This is a genomic window from Vibrio nomapromontoriensis, from assembly GCF_050337205.1.
Classification (GTDB): Bacteria; Pseudomonadota; Gammaproteobacteria; order Enterobacterales; family Vibrionaceae; genus Vibrio; species Vibrio nomapromontoriensis.
In genome coordinates, this window is sequence record NZ_JAKJSS010000007.1 from 719313 (window position 1) to 735906 (window position 16594).

General features: G+C 44.6%; 19 protein-coding genes. 14 read left to right on the forward strand and 5 right to left on the reverse strand.

Features of this window, described 5'->3' with window-relative positions; all coding sequences use genetic code 11:
• The gene (locus L4D05_RS07345; RefSeq protein WP_428793473.1) at positions 1 to 753 is read right to left on the reverse strand and encodes a glycerophosphoryl diester phosphodiesterase; all 753 of its coding nucleotides are present in this window, start codon (positions 751 to 753) and stop codon (positions 1 to 3) included.
• 234 nt (positions 754 to 987) lie between these two features.
• Between L4D05_RS07345 and ugpB the strand changes: the two genes are divergently transcribed.
• The 5 genes from ugpB (at position 988) to L4D05_RS07370 (ending at position 6064) form a co-directional block, all read left to right on the forward strand.
• Positions 988 to 2295, forward strand: a complete 1308-nt coding sequence (gene ugpB / locus L4D05_RS07350) for a sn-glycerol-3-phosphate ABC transporter substrate-binding protein UgpB (RefSeq protein ID WP_428793474.1) — start codon at positions 988 to 990, stop codon at positions 2293 to 2295.
• Positions 2296 to 2365: 70 nt separating this feature from the next.
• Positions 2366 to 3247 (forward strand): sn-glycerol-3-phosphate ABC transporter permease UgpA, encoded by an 882-nt coding sequence (gene ugpA, locus L4D05_RS07355; protein WP_428793475.1) that lies wholly within the window; start codon positions 2366 to 2368, stop codon positions 3245 to 3247.
• Positions 3247 to 4095 carry a sn-glycerol-3-phosphate ABC transporter permease UgpE gene (gene ugpE / locus L4D05_RS07360; RefSeq protein WP_428793476.1) on the forward strand — a complete coding sequence of 283 codons (849 nt, stop codon included), beginning with the start codon at positions 3247 to 3249 and terminating at the stop codon, positions 4093 to 4095. The genes ugpA and ugpE overlap by 1 nt, the downstream gene beginning before the upstream one ends.
• Positions 4096 to 5202, forward strand: coding sequence for a sn-glycerol-3-phosphate import ATP-binding protein UgpC (locus tag L4D05_RS07365; protein WP_428793477.1), 1107 nt, complete (start codon positions 4096 to 4098; stop codon positions 5200 to 5202).
• A gap of 13 nt (positions 5203 to 5215) precedes the next feature.
• Positions 5216 to 6064, forward strand: a complete 849-nt coding sequence (locus tag L4D05_RS07370; protein WP_428793565.1) for an HAD-IIB family hydrolase — start codon at positions 5216 to 5218, stop codon at positions 6062 to 6064.
• An 87-nt stretch (positions 6065 to 6151) separates the two neighbouring features.
• Here the strand turns inward: L4D05_RS07370 and L4D05_RS07375 are convergent, their stop codons facing one another.
• The 4 genes from L4D05_RS07375 to L4D05_RS07390 form a co-directional block, all read right to left on the reverse strand.
• Positions 6152 to 6463 (reverse strand): hypothetical protein, encoded by a 312-nt coding sequence (locus L4D05_RS07375; protein ID WP_428793478.1) that lies wholly within the window; start codon positions 6461 to 6463, stop codon positions 6152 to 6154.
• Between the two features lie 242 nt (positions 6464 to 6705).
• The gene (locus tag L4D05_RS07380; protein ID WP_428793479.1) at positions 6706 to 7044 is read right to left on the reverse strand and encodes a hypothetical protein; all 339 of its coding nucleotides are present in this window, start codon (positions 7042 to 7044) and stop codon (positions 6706 to 6708) included.
• Between the two features lie 194 nt (positions 7045 to 7238).
• The gene (locus tag L4D05_RS07385) at positions 7239 to 8309 is read right to left on the reverse strand and encodes a methyltransferase (RefSeq protein ID WP_428751663.1); all 1071 of its coding nucleotides are present in this window, start codon (positions 8307 to 8309) and stop codon (positions 7239 to 7241) included.
• 28 nt (positions 8310 to 8337) lie between these two features.
• Positions 8338 to 8730, reverse strand: a complete 393-nt coding sequence (locus L4D05_RS07390; protein WP_428793480.1) for a hypothetical protein — start codon at positions 8728 to 8730, stop codon at positions 8338 to 8340.
• Positions 8731 to 8800: 70 nt separating this feature from the next.
• On the opposite strand from L4D05_RS07390, the gene L4D05_RS07395 reads away from it, so the two are divergent.
• Genes L4D05_RS07395 through L4D05_RS07435 form a run of 9 tightly spaced genes read left to right on the forward strand, consistent with a single transcriptional unit; the run spans position 8801 to position 16570 of the window.
• Positions 8801 to 9475 carry a beta-ketoacyl synthase chain length factor gene (locus L4D05_RS07395; protein ID WP_428751661.1) on the forward strand — a complete coding sequence of 225 codons (675 nt, stop codon included), beginning with the start codon at positions 8801 to 8803 and terminating at the stop codon, positions 9473 to 9475.
• A 47-nt stretch (positions 9476 to 9522) separates the two neighbouring features.
• On the forward strand, positions 9523 to 10311 hold the full coding sequence (locus L4D05_RS07400) for a lysophospholipid acyltransferase family protein (RefSeq protein WP_428793481.1): 789 nt from the start codon (positions 9523 to 9525) through the stop codon (positions 10309 to 10311).
• A 10-nt stretch (positions 10312 to 10321) separates the two neighbouring features.
• Positions 10322 to 10591, forward strand: a complete 270-nt coding sequence (locus tag L4D05_RS07405; protein WP_428793482.1) for a phosphopantetheine-binding protein — start codon at positions 10322 to 10324, stop codon at positions 10589 to 10591.
• A 22-nt stretch (positions 10592 to 10613) separates the two neighbouring features.
• Positions 10614 to 10871, forward strand: a complete 258-nt coding sequence (locus L4D05_RS07410; RefSeq protein ID WP_428751658.1) for an acyl carrier protein — start codon at positions 10614 to 10616, stop codon at positions 10869 to 10871.
• Positions 10871 to 11428 carry a COG4648 family protein gene (locus L4D05_RS07415; RefSeq protein ID WP_428793483.1) on the forward strand — a complete coding sequence of 186 codons (558 nt, stop codon included), beginning with the start codon at positions 10871 to 10873 and terminating at the stop codon, positions 11426 to 11428. Before L4D05_RS07410 ends, L4D05_RS07415 begins: the two co-directional genes overlap by 1 nt.
• A gap of 6 nt (positions 11429 to 11434) precedes the next feature.
• On the forward strand, positions 11435 to 12832 hold the full coding sequence (locus tag L4D05_RS07420; RefSeq protein ID WP_428793484.1) for an AMP-binding protein: 1398 nt from the start codon (positions 11435 to 11437) through the stop codon (positions 12830 to 12832).
• A 55-nt stretch (positions 12833 to 12887) separates the two neighbouring features.
• Complete coding sequence (locus L4D05_RS07425) at positions 12888 to 13256, forward strand: ApeI family dehydratase (protein ID WP_428751655.1); 369 nt, start codon at positions 12888 to 12890, stop codon at positions 13254 to 13256.
• Between the two features lie 28 nt (positions 13257 to 13284).
• A complete protein-coding gene (locus L4D05_RS07430) occupies positions 13285 to 15048 on the forward strand; it encodes a glycosyltransferase family 2 protein (RefSeq protein ID WP_428793566.1) in 1764 nt (587 codons plus the stop codon).
• Complete coding sequence (locus L4D05_RS07435; RefSeq protein WP_428751654.1) at positions 15032 to 16570, forward strand: HAL/PAL/TAL family ammonia-lyase; 1539 nt, start codon at positions 15032 to 15034, stop codon at positions 16568 to 16570. The genes L4D05_RS07430 and L4D05_RS07435 overlap by 17 nt, the downstream gene beginning before the upstream one ends.
• Positions 16571 to 16594 lie beyond the last annotated feature (24 nt).

Sequence of the window (16594 nt, forward strand, 5' to 3'; positions counted from 1 at the left end):
TTACAAGGTCTCACACACTGCAGTATTCGGCGTAATGACCATAGAATAATAACATTGCGGCTTATCGGTAATCATCATGTCTACGCCCCACCCCCAATATTCAACTACCTCACCCGGTCTGTTGGGCGTATAACAATAGAGTTCGTAACCCAATGACTTAATATTCTTCGCCTGCCCTTTAGACAAATAACGATAATCACAATGCACGCTGAATGCCTCTATTTCTAACAATAGTTCACTGGCATTAGTTGGAATACTTTGCCAAAGCTGACCACGTTTTATCTCTGGCAATATCACTCCAAGATACTTTAATACACTACTATCAAAACTAGAAAATAGCAGGTCAGCCAATGTTAGGTTATGCGCATCTATGACGTTTTTTATTTGATCGCAAAGTTCAAATACATCATCGTCCGGGTAGCGCTTTATTTCAATATTTACCTTAGTCCCATTAGCTTTAGCCAACAATAGTACTTCACTAAGTGTCGGAATTTGTTCCTGTTTATATTTATCATCGAACCAAGAACCCGCATCTAGCTGTTTAAGCTCCTGCAACGTCATTTGGGAAACTCGCCCACTGCCATTACTGCATCGGTCTACCGTTTTATCATGGATGACCATAGGGATATTATCCGCGCTCAGCTGAACATCTAACTCAATCCAATCACAGTGATATTGCTTCGCTAAATTAAATGCTACCAACGTATTTTCTGGCGCCATACTGGACACGCCTCTGTGTGCGGTTAACTTCATTAATAATCTTCTCTGGTTCATAAATTTAAACCGAAGAATCTCAGATTAACGTTACGATTTTATTTCATAAAAAATGAACAAGAATGAACACAATCGAAAAATTAACTTCATTTTATTGTCACTAAAGCGTCATTAAGTTCATTTAACTTTCAAGTGAACATTTTGGTGGCAACTAATTCTTTTCCATCAATTCTTACTACCACAATATTGATGTCCTCAGATAAGGAAGATCTCATGTCAATTAAGACATTTACTGGTTTAGCATTAACAACCGCACTATTAAGCACACAAGTTCACGCTAAAACAGAAGTAGAATGGTGGCACGCAATGGGCGGGGCGCTTGGTCAAAAAGTCAATGAAATTGCCGCTGACTTTAATGCCAGCCAATCAGAATACGAGATAAAGCCCGTTTATAAAGGCAGCTACGCTGAAACCATGACCAGCGCAATTGCGGCCTTTAGAGCAAAAGAGCAACCAGCGATTGTACAAGTATTTGAAGTGGGTACCGCAACAATGATGGGGGCTAAACAAGCCATCTACCCTGTGTATGAACTGATGGAAGATACCAAAGAACCGTTCAATACTGAAGATTACCTCGCCGCCGTCACAGGTTACTACACCACTAATGATGGTGACATGCTGTCTATGCCTTTTAACAGCTCAACCCCTGTTATGTACTACAACAAAGACATGTTTAAAAAAGCTGGCATTAGTGCAGCACCAAAAACATGGAAAGAAATGGAGTCAGTTTCACGTAAACTGATGGAATCTGGCGCGCAGTGCGGCTTTACCACTACATGGCAGTCTTGGACACAAATCGAAAACTTTGGTGCTAGAAACAATATTGCTGTCGCTAATAACAATAATGGTTTTGGCGGTGTAGACACTCAGTTTGAATTCAACGCCGCACCATTTGTTAAACACATCGAACAGATGGGTGAATGGTCAAAAGCAGGCATTTTTAAATATGGGGGTCGCCAATCTGACGGGATGCCGCTGTTCTATACGCAAGAATGTGGTATGACGATGGGCTCTTCAGCAGGTCTTGCTGGTATCCAAGAAAACATGAAAGGCATCGATGTGGGTGTCGCACAACTGCCTTACGACGATACGTTGATTGAAAAACCACAAAACACCATCATTGGTGGTGCCTCTCTTTGGGTGCTTCGTGGTCATTCTAATGAAGAATACAAAGGTGTTGCCAAGTTCTTTAGTTACCTATCAAGCCCAACGGTTCAAGCCGATTGGCACCAGTTCACAGGCTACCTGCCAATAACTAAAGAAGCCTATGAACTCACTAAGCAACAAGGCTTTTACCAATCTAACCAAGGGACCGATACCGCCGTTGTGCAGATGACCTCTACAACGCCTACTGCGAACTCTAAAGGTGTTCGCTTTGGTAATTTCCTGCAAACTCGCGACATTATTAATGAAGAGCTAGAAGCCGTTTGGGCAGGAAAAGCGTCTGCGAAAACGGCACTCAACAACGCTGTTCGCCGCGGTGACGAACAACTGCGCCGCTTTGAACGCACGCAAAAATAAAAAACATAATTAGTCGCCACCGTTAGCGGTGGCGATATTTTGCTTTGCCGTCGTACCTTGGAACACTTGTATGTCATCTCCCGTTGTATTTAAAAATAAGTGGCTGCCTGTCGCGCTCATCGCGCCTCAGCTATTCATCACTTTAGTCTTTTTTATCTGGCCTGCGGGTCAGGCTATTTTCCAATCCTCGCAGCTTGAAGACGCGTTTGGATTAAGTAAAGAATTCGTCGGCCTAGAAAACTTCGTGACTCTTTTCAACGACAGCTATTACCTTGATGCATTTCTTACGACATTGCAGTTTAGTATTAGCGTGGCCTTTCTCGCGTTAATTAGCGCACTAATTTTATCGGCGTTTGCTGAGCAAATTGTTCGCGGGTCAACCTTTTATCGCACGTTTCTCATCTGGCCGTATGCCGTCGCCCCCGTTGTTGCTGGCTCGCTATGGCTCTTTCTCTTTGACCCGACCATTGGGGTCGTGACTGAAATGCTCGGATGGTTTGGCATAGATTGGAACCCGACATTGAACGGCAGCCACGCGATGTGGATGGTCATCATTACCTCGACATGGAAGCAAATTAGCTACAACTTTCTGTTCTTTCTTGCCGCGCTGCAATCGGTGCCTAAATCCTTGCACGAAGCAGCAGCGATTGACGGAAGCGGGCCAATTAAACGCTTTATGACCATCAGCTTTCCATTGATTTCGCCCACCAGCTTTTTCTTGTTAGTGGTGAATTTTGTCTATGCCTTTTTCGATACGTTCGCGGTGATTCACGCTATGACACAAGGCGGACCAAGCAACAGTACGTCCACCCTAGTTTATAAAGTGTATAACGACGGTTTCATCGGACTCGACCTCGGTTCATCAGCCGCTCAATCGGTGATTCTAATGGCGTTAGTGGCCCTTCTAACGGTATTCCAATTTAAATATGTTGAAAAGAAGGTGGCGTACTAATGGTTGAACGAAGACCCCTATTTGCGATTTTTTGTCATGTTATTTTGATCCTTGGCATTCTTTCTATTGCACTACCTGTTTGGGTTGCGCTCGTCGCAACCACTCATGACAACACGGCTTTCGCTACAGGTACACCACTTTGGTTCGGCGATCTAGGGCTTAGTGTATTTAGAGAGTTATGGAGTAACGAGAGTACCTACAATAATTCGGCCTTACCCATCACGCACATGTTATTTAATTCACTCATCATGGCGTTATGCATTACCGTCGGTAAGCTAACTATCTCCATTTTATCCGCCTACGCGGTGGTATTTTTCAGATTTCCCGGACGTATGTTGGCATTTTGGATGATTTTCTTCACGCTCATGCTGCCCGTTGAAGTGCGTATCATGCCGACATTTGAGGTTATTACTAACCTGAATATGCTCAATTCATTTTCAGGCTTAACGATTCCGCTCATCGCTAGTGCGACGGCGACTTTCTTGTTTCGTCAGTTCTTTTTAACCGTCCCTCATGAGTTAGTCGAAGCCGCTCGTATGGATGGTGCGGGACCTATCAAGTTCTTTATTGATATTTTACTGCCCTTGTCGAGAACGAATATCGCTGCGCTCTTTGTTATTACCTTTATCTATGGCTGGAACCAATATCTTTGGCCATTACTGATCACCACCGATGCTCAATACTTCACCATTGTTATGGGTATCAAACAAATGCTAGGCGTCGTCGATGGCGTCGTCGAATGGAACAAAATTATGGCGACCACCATTATCGCTATGCTGCCCCCTGTCATTGTTGTTATTGGCATGCAAAAAGCATTCGTCAAAGGCCTAGTCGATTCGGAGAAATAAATGTCAACGCTCACTCTTAGAAACATCGCAAAATCGTACCCAAATGGCTATCAAGCCGTGCAAAAATTAAACCTAGACATCAATGATGGCGAAATGGTGGTGCTTGTTGGACCCAGCGGCTGTGGCAAATCAACACTACTGCGCATGATAGCGGGATTAGAAGAAATCACCTCCGGTGAGCTCACCATCGACAACACCGTCGTCAACCACCTTGAACCGGGTGAACGAGACATTGCGATGGTGTTCCAAAACTATGCGCTTTATCCGCATATGTCGGTGTTCAATAACATGGCGTACGGACTTCGCAATCGTAAAACCCCCAAGGCGGAAATCCAGCGTTTAGTCGATGAAGCAGCAGAAATGCTCGAGCTTTCACACCTACTCGATCGCAAACCCAAAGAGCTTTCCGGTGGTCAACGACAGCGTGTAGCGATGGGTCGAGCGATCGTTAGAGAGCCCAAGGTATTCTTATTTGATGAACCCTTGTCTAACCTCGATGCCAAGTTACGAGTACAAATGCGTCTTGAGATTAAGAAACTGCAACGCAGGCTGGCGACAACGTCTGTTTACGTGACACACGATCAAGTCGAAGCCATGACACTTGCAGACAAGCTGGTTGTACTTAACAAAGGTAACGTCGAACAAGTAGGCACACCGTTAGAGATTTATGACAACCCCGCCTCCATGTTTGTCGCCACTTTCATCGGTTCACCATCAATGAACATTCTTGATGCGAACGTCACCGTGGATGGTCTGCAGATTGGGCATGCTTTACTGCCATGCCAGACTCAATTACTCGATCTCGGCGAAGTCAAACTCGGCTTACGGCCAGAACACCTTACCATTGCTGAAACCGACCCTTGGTTTGAAGTCGAGGTGGAATTGGTTGAATCACTGGGCGCTGATTTACTTCTTTACTGCAAAACTCAAGATAACCAAGCACAAAAACTGGTCGTGCGAGTGGAAGGACACAGTAACATCAACATTGGTGATATTCTTGGTTTAGATATCGACCTAAATCATGTCCATTTATTTGACTCTAAGACCGAAAAACGCATCGAGTTTGATACTCATGTGGCAAACAACCCAGAGGTTATCAATGCCTAACAACGCAAACAACATGTTGTCACCAGTAACGTCAAATACCTCTCAATCGCTGAAAAATCCACAGCCATTGACTGCCGTCCCGACTGAGGCACTGAAACGTATTCAATGGTTGCTCACTGATGTTGATGACACATTAACATGGCAAGGCACGCTACCCGCCCAAACCCTTGAAGCACTAACACAACTCAAGGAGGTGGGGGTTCATGTTATTGCGGTAACAGGCGCGTGTGCAGGGTGGTGTGACCAAATCGCAAAATTATGGCCTGTTCATAGTGTTATTGGCGAAAATGGTGCCTTTTTCATGCAAAAAGATTTCAACGGCTTTCACACACAGTCAGTATTACCCATCGCAACGATGAAGCACCAACAAACACTATTAATGGAAGCATTAAGTGAATTGCTTCGTGACTACCCCGATACTGATTTCGCTAGTGATCAGGCGTTTCGCTACTGTGATGTGGCCATCAATATAGGACAAGACCGCTCTGCCGTTGATCGCGACACATGCCAAGAGTTACTCGCGCGTATTCAGCAACTGTCGATTGCAGGTCATAAGGTAAAAGCCACGCAAAGTTCAATTCATATTAACGTGTGGATAGGCGAGCACAGTAAGCAAGCAACGAGTGAGCTTTTGCTTCGACAGCAATTATCGCAAAAATCCTTACCTCTCGAACACATCACTTACATTGGCGACTCCCTCAACGACGAGTCTATGTTCTCATGGCTCCCTATGACATTTGGGGTAAGCAATATCACTCGATGGTTACCACAACTCAGTACAAAGCCAAGTTATATCACAGACAGTAGTGGTGGATATGGGTTTTCAGAGCTAGCTGCGTCGATTATTCAAGCTAAGCAGTAATTGACCATGCTTCACAAAAAAGCCGACATTGCGTACACAATATCGGCTTTTTTCACACTAAAGGCGAGTAATTACTCATATTCGTGTTTACTTACAGTGATAAACCGAAACTTGTGCCCCGGCTGGAAGCTCGTTACGAGTTTTAATCACTTTATCCACATTAAAGTGAGTACCACTCAACATGTACGTGGTGTTCTTAATGTACGGATAGAAATTATTCGGATGCCCGTCCTCAAACACGAATGTATCTATCTGTTCACATTGCATACGTTTTTCGGTGAAATCAGACATCATTCGAATTTTTGTCGCTTCAGGGTCTACGGGGATTTTTCTCGTCACACAGCCTGTGGTCAGTAAAGTGAGGAGGAGAAACAGTGTGGTACAAACTACTTTAAACATTTATTAGGCTCTGACAATAACAATCATAATTCGACGCGACTATAATCGTTACCGTATTCAAAACCAAATAGCGCCTATCGATAAAGTCAATAGAATGTATGCACAACCTAATTTTCAGCTAACGTTGGGGTTTAAGATTTCCGTCATGTTAGTAGTAGATACTGGGTTGCTTACTTAGCTGCTCAATTGCTTAAATAAAAAAGCCGACATTGAATTCACAATATCGACTTTTTGTACTCACACTATCCGCGATTAGCGCTAGAAGCCACTGATTGGCAGTGGTACGCCGATACCTGCGCACCAACTGGTCGCCCTTTGCGAGTTTTAATCACGTCTTCAATCTGAAAATGTGTGCCACCCAACATATACGTTGTGTTCTTAATGTACTGATAAAAATTATTCGGGTGTCCATCTTCAAACTTGAAGGTATCGACCTTCTCACAGCTCATCCCTTGTTGAGCAACAGCAGAGATTGCGTGAACTTTCTCTGCCCCAGGTTCGACAGGGATTTTGCGGGTAACACACCCCGTACTCACGATAATAGTAAGCACTAACGCTGCGCGAAAAATAACTTTAGACATGTAATCGGCCTTACTCATAATAACGATAATTCGACAGGACTCTCGTCCATATCAAAAGTGTATCGCCAAGCAACGTCGTTACTCCAATCAGTTATGCATCAAAAATCATTCGAACCTTTCATTGCACATCGTTAATGCTGAGTTTCAAATACGTATTTTCAGGTACTTAGCCACAAATGCTTAGTCACAAAAACTTAGTCGCTCGCTTTCAACTTCAATAACGTATGACCCAACCCAATATTATCGGTACGCTCTGTCACCTCAAGCCCAGCAGCTTCAACGATTTCTAAGAAATCTTCGCTACGGTAGAAACGGCTATTACCATTAGCAAGACAAGTAAAATACAACGAGGTAGCGTTTAGACTAAATGAGGCGGCATCGTATTTTTGTGCATCCCAAAACAGTTCTAAAATATAAACCGTCGAGCCAGGGGCAAGCTGAGCTCGTACGTTTTTCAAAATGGTCAGGATTTCCATTGGCGAAAAACAATCTAGGAATTGGCTCATCCACCACACATCAGCATGCGCGGGTAATGGCTGCGATTTATCTAGCATATTCGCAGGAAATGGATGAACGCGATCAGCAAAGCCATTGTCAGCAACATTTTTCATCGCCACATTAAGCTGTTGGGGTAAATCAACGATAGTGACTTCAACATCATCATTGTAACCACAACACTGCAGGGCCCACTTTCCGGTATTTCCACCAATATCTACGATGTGTTTAGGTTTTAGGCTGAACACTTCTTTAAGCAAAATAGGAAACGAACGATCAGAATAGAAATGGTCAAACTTAAACCAACTTTCTTTCGCTTTTTCAGGTAGTTGAGACAGTCCCTGATAGATGGTCTCCCACTCGCCTAACTCTTTCAGACCAGCGGGTTTACCTTCTTTAATGGATTCTGTTAAATGCATCATCGCGGCGTAACAAACATCAGCAGTAAAATCCATATTCGCTTGGGTCATACCATCATGGAGCAAAAAATGCCCCATGTTCGCCAATGAATAATTTGGTTTATTCCACAATACAATATGGGCACTAATCGCCATATCCAGTAGTACTTTCACCCCGTATTCCGAAACACCTGTTGCTTGAGCTATTTCTTCGGCATTAAGACCCTTTTCACCAACTTTGTCGAGTTCGGCTAGAATTCCCAAATCTCTTAGGGTGCGAGCAGCTTGAAACACAATCGGAGCGAAAGACAGCTCTTGAGCGGCTGTCTTTGCTTCAAATGCATTGTATGGATCAATGTTTTGTTCTGACACGTAAAATCCCGATTACTATATTATTAAATTATTTCGACGCTGCGGCAGCGGTAAGTTGCTTTCTTATATCAGTATTCAAATTATTGATCCAGCGATTGTAATTGCGATGAATTTCACCATCCGCTGCTTTTAGATTTTTAGAACTAACGTAAGTGATGGAATAATATTTATTGGTATATGGGATTTCAGCTTCCGCTTCGTGGGTGCGAACCAAAATCGTTGCCTTTAATACACCTGGTTTAGGCTCAGAAATAACCCACTCTCTCGCTGTTGCGGCTGCGATTATCGCAGACTTAACTTGCTCTGCGGTCAAATCATGCGCCACTGGCTCATTTTCAAAGTTCAATACTGGTTGTACTCGCCCACAACCAACTAATACCAACGTCATGACAAATGCCACTGCAAACTTTAGCGCTTTCATACTATTTCCTTACATTTTAGTTTATAAAACGATATGATTATCCAGTCGTGTGCCAATAAATCAATATCTTATGTCTCATTCATTACCATTACTTTCTTTCCAAATTGACGCTTGGTGTGCAAAATCCAAAGGATTACATACGCCGTCAGATTGGTTTTCCTGGTCTAAATCAGCACAATGGCCTGAAGACGAGACGCTTGAAGTCAATAAAATCCCAGCGATGATGCGACGTAGAATGAGTTCATTAAGTAAGCTCGCAGTCCAGTGCGCACTCGAACTCATGGAAAACCAGCACATTGATTATATTGTTTTTTCTAGCCGACATGGTGAGTTGCAACGCAGTTCTGAACTAATTAAAAGTATCATTAGTGGTGAAGATGCCTCACCGATGGCATTCTCTCAATCTGTTCATAATACGGCAGCAGGTCTCACTACGATAGCGGCTAAACAAGCGATCCCAGTAACCTCTATTTCCGCTAGCAGTGATACCTTTAATAGCGCACTTATCGAAACTTGGAGTTACCTAGAAGATAATCCATCGCATCGCGTGCTACTCGTAGACTTTGACGAGCCCGTACCCGAGGTTTATCAACAGTATGAAGACAAAGAGTTCCGTGGCTACAGCTTAGGGTTGGTGTTAACTCGCGGCGAGACGAACTCATTTTTACTTCAAAATAGCCACCAAACCAATAGCCGTTTACCACAAGCCTTAGATTTTCTTCAGCAGTGGTTAAAGTCTGAATAGAACACCCCCTTTAACCATATCAACCGTAACAAGGATCACCATAGACAATGGCCGTCAACTCGCTTTATCTAAAAACAAATCAGCTATGGCGTATTTTCGCTACCGGATTTTGCTTTAGTGTCTTTGGTGTTGGTGGGCTTATTCTCAGCTTTATCCTCATTCCTGTTATTAGCCGAGTCACGCCAGACCCTACAATAACGGAGTATCGTGTCCAAAGGCTGATACAATGCTCGTTTCATATTTTTTGCCGTCTCATGAAGTTCACTGGCGCCATTGACTACGAAATAACGGGCGCAGAACATTTACAGCACGATCGTAATTGCCTTATTGTCGCTAATCACCCAAGCCTGATTGACTACGTGTTAATTGCGTCGCAACTGAAACAATGTGATTGTTTAGTGAAAAGCGCGATTTGGCGTAACCCTTTTATGAAGCATATTGTGCGTGCTGCAGGCTATATTCCCAATGAAGCTCCCGATGATGTTATATCAATATGTGAGCAACGGTTTGACCAAGGAAACGTACTGCTGGTATTCCCTGAAGGCACACGCACTACCCCCGGCCTTGACCCCAAATTGCAGCGCGGTGCCGCGCAAATTGCCATTCGAACGCAACGAGATTTACGTGTAGTTCATATCTCGGTCACCCCCAGTTTTTTAACCAAAGAAAAGATGTGGTACCAAGTCCCAAAGATCAAACCCTTTTTCCATGTCGAAATAAAAGGTAAGATTGAGGTAGAGCCGTTTATCGAGCAAACGAACTCCCCCACTTTAGCCGCAAGAAAACTGAACCGTTATTTGGCTGAAGCTCTTTTTCCCAAAAATGAACAACGATGAGTAAGATCCTGTGGAAGCACTACAAAATCAAATCAAACAACTAATTATTGATGCTTTAAATTTAGAAGACATCACCGTCGACGATATCGAAACCAACGCTCCACTGTTCGGCGAAGGCTTAGGGCTCGACTCTATTGATGCATTGGAACTTGGTTTGGCGATTAAGAAAACCTTCAATATCGTGATTGACGCCGATGATACGAATACCCGCGAGCACTTTGCATCCGTTGCAAACTTAGCCAACTATATTTCATCTCAGACTAATTTCGTCTCAAACTAGCCACTAATTAGCAGATAACATCATGACAGAACTAAACCAACAACAAGTATTTGAGCAAGTAAAATCAGCGCTCGTTGAACTCTTTGAGATTGACGAAGCCGATATTCAGCCAGACGCTCACCTTTATCAAGACCTAGATTTAGACAGCATTGACGCCGTTGATCTTGTGGTACATCTGCAAAAAGTAACCGGTAAAAAGATCAAACCTGAAGAATTTAAAGCCGTTCGTACCGTCAATGATGTGGTTGTCTCTGTCACCGAGCTATTGAAAGAAAACTAATGCGCCCATTGCTGACCATACTGTCCGCAATCGTTATTTTTGCGTACCCTTTTGCCGTCTATTTCGGCGCAGAACAATTTGGTCTGCAAGCCATCAGTCTGATTCTTATCACTGTCTTTGTGATAAGAATCTTTTCTAGCAATAATACCAAGCTTAAAGAATTCAAACAGCTCGCTTGGATAAGCGGCCTAACGGGTATCACTTTAAGTGTACTTGGCGCTGTTTTTAAACAACATGGATGGCTGACTTTCTACCCTGTTGTTGTCAATCTTTGTATGCTCACCGTTTTTGCACTCAGCCTCACTCAACCACAGTCGATCATCGAACGATTTGCTCGTCTCCAGCAACCTTCTCTGCCTGAGAGTGGCGTTCGCTACACTCGTAATGTGACCAAAGTGTGGTGTGTTTTTTTCATCGTAAATGCAAGTATTGCGCTTTATACCTGCTTTCAAACACTTGAAGTTTGGACACTTTACAACGGCTTACTCAGCTATCTTGCTGCTGGTTGCTTATTTGCAGGCGAGTGGATCATTAGACAGTTTGTTCGCGAGGATTAATCTAACATGTCGTCCCACAATCAAGCGAACATCGCTTCAACTCAATTTCTGTCTCTTGCACACCTAGTCAGTACCGCGCGTGATAAACATCATGTCGTCGCATTTGATGGCACGCATAACTGGACATGGCAACAACTGCTGCACGACGTCAGCGCAACCCTTAACGATATCTCAACTTTTCCAGGTCAGCGCATTGCTCTATGCACGCAAGATAGCTATCACTTTACAGTCGGATTACTCGCCATCTGTCATAGTGGAAAATCTCTGGTCTTACCGGGAAATTACCAACCAGCAGCGCTTGCTGAGCTTGCTTGCCAATTTGACCTATTACTGCACGACAACGGTGTAGAACCGATCCCAGGTCGTCCATGTCAATCCATTCGCGTTGACAGTCAACACGGCGAAATCAAGACCTTTGATACTCTTGAGCTCAGCAATATCGATGTGGTGTTATTTACCTCTGGGTCTAGTGGCACGCCAAAAGCAATAATCAAAACGCTGCACCACATAAACACCGAAATCGCCATCTTAGAGTCAGTTTGGGGGGCGGATTTGAAAAACAGTGTTATCGAAAGCACCGTCTCTCATCAACATATCTATGGTTTACTATTTCGTGTGCTTTGGCCCTTGTGCAGTGGACGAGCCTTTGCCTGCCAAAATCTAGAATACCCGGAACAAGTCATAAGCCACGCGTCAGCTGACTGTGTGTTAATTAGCAGCCCTGCATTACTTAAACGCCTTACCACACAAACATCCTTGGCAACCTATCGCGCGCTGTTCTCTTCCGGTGGCCCTTTGCCATATCAAGCCGCACAACAGGCACACACCCTTTTTTCGCAGTTGCCAATTGAAGTCTATGGCAGTACCGAAACTGGGGGAATTGCGTTTAAGCAGCAGCACCATGACGGTGAGTATTGGAAACTGTTTCCCGGAGTCAAAGCCGAACTCAACCAAGAAGGCTGCCTACGATTACAGTCCCCACATATCGATCCTGAAAATTGGTACCAAACCGCTGATGCCTGCGTCTTGCACAATGATGGACTGTTTGAACTAAAAGGGCGAACTGACCGTATAATAAAGATAGAAGAGAAACGAATTTCATTAGTCGAAATAGAGAAGCGGTTAGATCAACTCGACTGGATTTACGAAAGTGCGGTATTCTCTACCCAGAATGAACAACGGCTATCCCTTAATGCCGCTATCGTGCTAACAAAAGCTGGACAAAGTGAGCTTGAAAGTATCGGTAAAGGCAAGTTTTGGTTACTACTACGTTCTGAGCTAAGGCAATGGGTGGAGCCCATCGCCATTCCACGTCGCTTTAAAGTGATTCAAGATATCCCTTTAAATAGTCAAGGAAAACGCCAAGCTTCAGAGCTGGAGTCGTTATTCAACGAAGCGCAATAACCTGCTCCCAGACACCTAGACCCTTTACATTCACGCGACCGATACCGACACGACCATGACAAAAAGAAAACCGACCGTTTTACAATCTGATGTACAATCGCCTAGTGCCACGCTAAGCCTACAAGTCGATGCTGATATTCTAGACTTTTGCGGTCACTTTACTCATTTCCCTTTGCTACCGGGAGTTACGCAAATAGATTGGGCGCTTTACTACGCTATCAAGTTACTTCAGGTACCAAGTGCATTCAAAGGGATGGAAGTGATCAAATTTCAAGAGCCCATATTGCCTGATGCGATTATCACACTGACACTGAATTGGAATGCAGAGACGCAAAAGTTAGCATTCAAATACAGCTCAGTTTCGGACGAACACACTACCGTACACTCTTCAGGAAAAATGAAGCTAGGCACACCTTGTGACTAACACGCTAGAAAGAGAACCCGCAGACCGCATGAGTGATAGCAAACCAATAAACCATGATTACACCCCCTGCTTTCTTATCCCCTGTTTCAATCATGGCGATACCATCGCAGATGTCATCGCTTCATTGAAGCCATTTAGCTACCCTATTTTACTGGTAGATGATGGCAGTAATCAGGAAACAAAAGAAGCGTTGGCCCATGTCGCTAAACTCGAACATGTACACCTGATTACACTTGAAGTTAATCAGGGTAAAGGCGGGGCTGTCATGGCTGGCATTCGTCAAGCCAAGGTTTGGGGCTTTAGTCACGTCATCCAAATAGACTCTGACGGTCAACACGATCTTGAATCACTACCTTCTTTGCTTGATGCGTCGCAAACACAACCGAACAAGCTTATATCCGGACGACCCGTTTACGACAGTAGCGTGCCTAAATCTCGTCTATACGGCCGTTATGTCACTCACTTTTGGGTGTGGGTAGAGACTCTATCGTTCGATATCAAAGATAGTATGTGCGGTTTTAGAGCCTACCCTGTCAAGCAAACCGTCAAGGTGCTTGATAAGTATCGCATTGGCAGCCGAATGGACTTCGATATTGAAGTTCTAGTTCGCATGTACTGGGAAGGCTGCGACATTCAATTTATCGACACTCGCGTCATGTACCCTGAAGGCGGTATTTCTCATTTTGATGCGCTTTGGGACAACGTCAAAATTAGCAAGATGCACACCAAGCTATTTTTCGGTATGTTGCCGCGTATTCCCAAGCTCATCGCTCGCCACTTTAAAAAGACTGACCCTACGGCAGTCGCATCTCACAGCGCAAGCAACGCACCAGCCACGCCACCTCATTGGTCGAAACAAAAAGAGCGTGGAACCATACTGGGTATAAAAACTTTATTATGGATCTACAAAGTATTAGGGCGCCAAGCGTTCAATCTCATCTTGCCGCTTGTTATTCGTTACTACCACCTCACTAATCATCGTGCGCGCGATGCATCTGAGCAATACCTTCAGCTGCTAACCCGTTTTGCAAAGCGTCATAATGCCACTCTGCCAGGCAATCTAACCAGCCAGCAACACTTATTGTCTTTTGGTCATACCATGTTAGACAAGCTTGCCGCCTGGAAAGGCGATTTTTCTCTCGATAACTTGACGATTCACGGGCAAGAACAATTCCAGCCACTCATAGACAATAAAAAAGGCGTACTACTGCTCGGATCGCATCTCGGCAATATTGAGCTATGCCGAGCACTTAGCCGTCGCTACAGCCATATCAAAATTAATGCGTTGGTGTTTACCGAGCACGCTGAACGCTTTAATGCTGTGATGAAAGCGGTGAACCCTAACTCAGATCTCAACCTAATTCAGGTCAACCATATGGGTCCCGACACCGCTATCTTGCTGCAGCAAAAAATAGAGCAAGGTGAGTGGATCGTCATCGTTGGGGATCGCACTTCTACCAGCAAAGAGCAGCGCTGTATCTGGGCTAACTTTCTCGACAAGCCAGCACCGTTTCCACAAGGGCCATTTATGTTAGCATCGGTACTTAAAGCACCGGTTTATCTCATGTTTGGCCTTCGCGATGATAGCCAAACCACCCCGCATTTTAATGTCTATTTTGAGCACTTTAGTGACAAAATAGCCTTACCACGCCGTACACGGCAAGCCGCATTGGAGCAGGTCGTACAATATTACGCGAATCGCTTAGAGCATTACGCCTTACAAGCGCCGCTACAGTGGTATAACTTTTTCAACTTTTGGACGTTAAGTAAGCAAAATGACGAAGAGCAATAATATTATTTTTGGCGCAGAGCGCCTCTCTATTGAAGATGTCGTAGCCATTTCTGCAGGTGCACAGGCCAGCATGAATCGCTCTCCAGAGTATGTCGCCAAAATCGATCGCAGCGTGGCATTTTTGGAGCGCTTATTAAAAGAAGAAGGCGTGATCTACGGTGTCACCACCGGATATGGTGACTCCTGCACTGTCGCCATTCCGCCTCATCTTGTTGATGAACTGCCTTTGCATCTCACACGCTTTCACGGCTGCGGACTCGGTGACATTCTCACCCACGAGCAATCGCGCGCCGTATTAGCAACGCGCCTATGTTCCTTGTCTCAAGGTATGTCTGGCGTCACCCATGACTTACTCAATCAAATTACCACCCTCATTAATCACGATATCGCACCAAGAATTCCACAAGAAGGCTCGGTGGGAGCCAGTGGTGACTTGACCCCTTTGTCCTATCTTGCTGCGACACTGATTGGTGAACGTGAAGTCTTATACAAAGGTGAAATTCGCGCGACGCAAGATGTATTTAAAGAACTCAATATCAAGCCGATTACGCTTAAGCCTAAAGAAGGGCTGGCGTTAATGAATGGCACATCAGTGATGACGGCTCTGGCCTGTTTAGCCTATAAACGTGCAGAATATTTAGCTCAGTTGTGCACCAAAATCACGGCGATGGTATCGGTCGGTATTCACGGCAACGATTTCCACTTTGATGAAGCTTTATTTGCAGTCAAACCTCACCCAGGCCAACAACAAATTGCCGCATGGCTACGTGATGATTTACAAGCAGAAAGACCTCCTCGTAATAGCGACCGACTACAAGATCGTTACTCACTACGCTGTGCGCCCCATGTCATCGGCGTGGTACAAGACTCTCTGCCTTGGCTTCGTCAACTCATTGAAAACGAACTTAACAGCGCCAACGATAATCCGATAATTGATGGTGATAATGAGCGTGTCTTGCACGGTGGACACTTCTACGGCGGCCACATTGCCATGGCAATGGATACACTAAAAACAGGTGTGGCGAATCTCGCTGATCTATTGGATCGTCAAATGGCGCAGTTGATGGATTACAAGTTCAACAATGGCTTACCGTATAACTTAACGGGGGCAGAAGGCGATCGTAAGCCAATCAACCATGGTTTTAAAGCGGTACAAATCGGCATCTCGGCATGGACGGCTGAAGCCCTAAAGCACACCATGCCTGCCAGCGTATTTTCACGCTCGACCGAATGCCACAACCAAGACAAAGTGAGCATGGGTACCATTGCCGCGCGTGACTGTTTACGTGTACTGGAATTAACCGAGCAGGTCGCCGCAGCCTCACTACTGGCAGGAACGCAAGCGATAGAACTTCGCAAGCGCCACAATGAACTCGACGAGCACCATATGAGCGATAACTTGAAAGCGATTCGTGATTCGATTTTAAGTGAATTTGAAATGGTGAATGAAGACCGCCCATTGGAAGCGGATTTACGTCATTTCATGAGCCGAATTCAACAGCGTCATTGGTCACTCTATTAATTTCAATGATTTCGTTTAGCTAAA

Coding starts and splice junctions, on each gene's coding strand:
- L4D05_RS07345 (WP_428793473.1), bottom strand. CDS start 753: ATGAAGTTAACCGCACACAGAGGCGTGTCCAGTATGGCGCCAGAAAAT.
- ugpB (WP_428793474.1), top strand. CDS start 988: ATGTCAATTAAGACATTTACTGGTTTAGCATTAACAACCGCACTATTA.
- ugpA (WP_428793475.1), top strand. CDS start 2,366: ATGTCATCTCCCGTTGTATTTAAAAATAAGTGGCTGCCTGTCGCGCTC.
- ugpE (WP_428793476.1), top strand. CDS start 3,247: ATGGTTGAACGAAGACCCCTATTTGCGATTTTTTGTCATGTTATTTTG.
- L4D05_RS07365 (WP_428793477.1), top strand. CDS start 4,096: ATGTCAACGCTCACTCTTAGAAACATCGCAAAATCGTACCCAAATGGC.
- L4D05_RS07370 (WP_428793565.1), top strand. CDS start 5,216: ATGTTGTCACCAGTAACGTCAAATACCTCTCAATCGCTGAAAAATCCA.
- L4D05_RS07375 (WP_428793478.1), bottom strand. CDS start 6,463: ATGTTTAAAGTAGTTTGTACCACACTGTTTCTCCTCCTCACTTTACTG.
- L4D05_RS07380 (WP_428793479.1), bottom strand. CDS start 7,044: ATGTCTAAAGTTATTTTTCGCGCAGCGTTAGTGCTTACTATTATCGTG.
- L4D05_RS07390 (WP_428793480.1), bottom strand. CDS start 8,730: ATGAAAGCGCTAAAGTTTGCAGTGGCATTTGTCATGACGTTGGTATTA.
- L4D05_RS07395 (WP_428751661.1), top strand. CDS start 8,801: ATGTCTCATTCATTACCATTACTTTCTTTCCAAATTGACGCTTGGTGT.
- L4D05_RS07400 (WP_428793481.1), top strand. CDS start 9,523: ATGGCCGTCAACTCGCTTTATCTAAAAACAAATCAGCTATGGCGTATT.
- L4D05_RS07410 (WP_428751658.1), top strand. CDS start 10,614: ATGACAGAACTAAACCAACAACAAGTATTTGAGCAAGTAAAATCAGCG.
- L4D05_RS07415 (WP_428793483.1), top strand. CDS start 10,871: ATGCGCCCATTGCTGACCATACTGTCCGCAATCGTTATTTTTGCGTAC.
- L4D05_RS07420 (WP_428793484.1), top strand. CDS start 11,435: ATGTCGTCCCACAATCAAGCGAACATCGCTTCAACTCAATTTCTGTCT.
- L4D05_RS07425 (WP_428751655.1), top strand. CDS start 12,888: ATGACAAAAAGAAAACCGACCGTTTTACAATCTGATGTACAATCGCCT.
- L4D05_RS07430 (WP_428793566.1), top strand. CDS start 13,285: ATGAGTGATAGCAAACCAATAAACCATGATTACACCCCCTGCTTTCTT.
- L4D05_RS07435 (WP_428751654.1), top strand. CDS start 15,032: ATGACGAAGAGCAATAATATTATTTTTGGCGCAGAGCGCCTCTCTATT.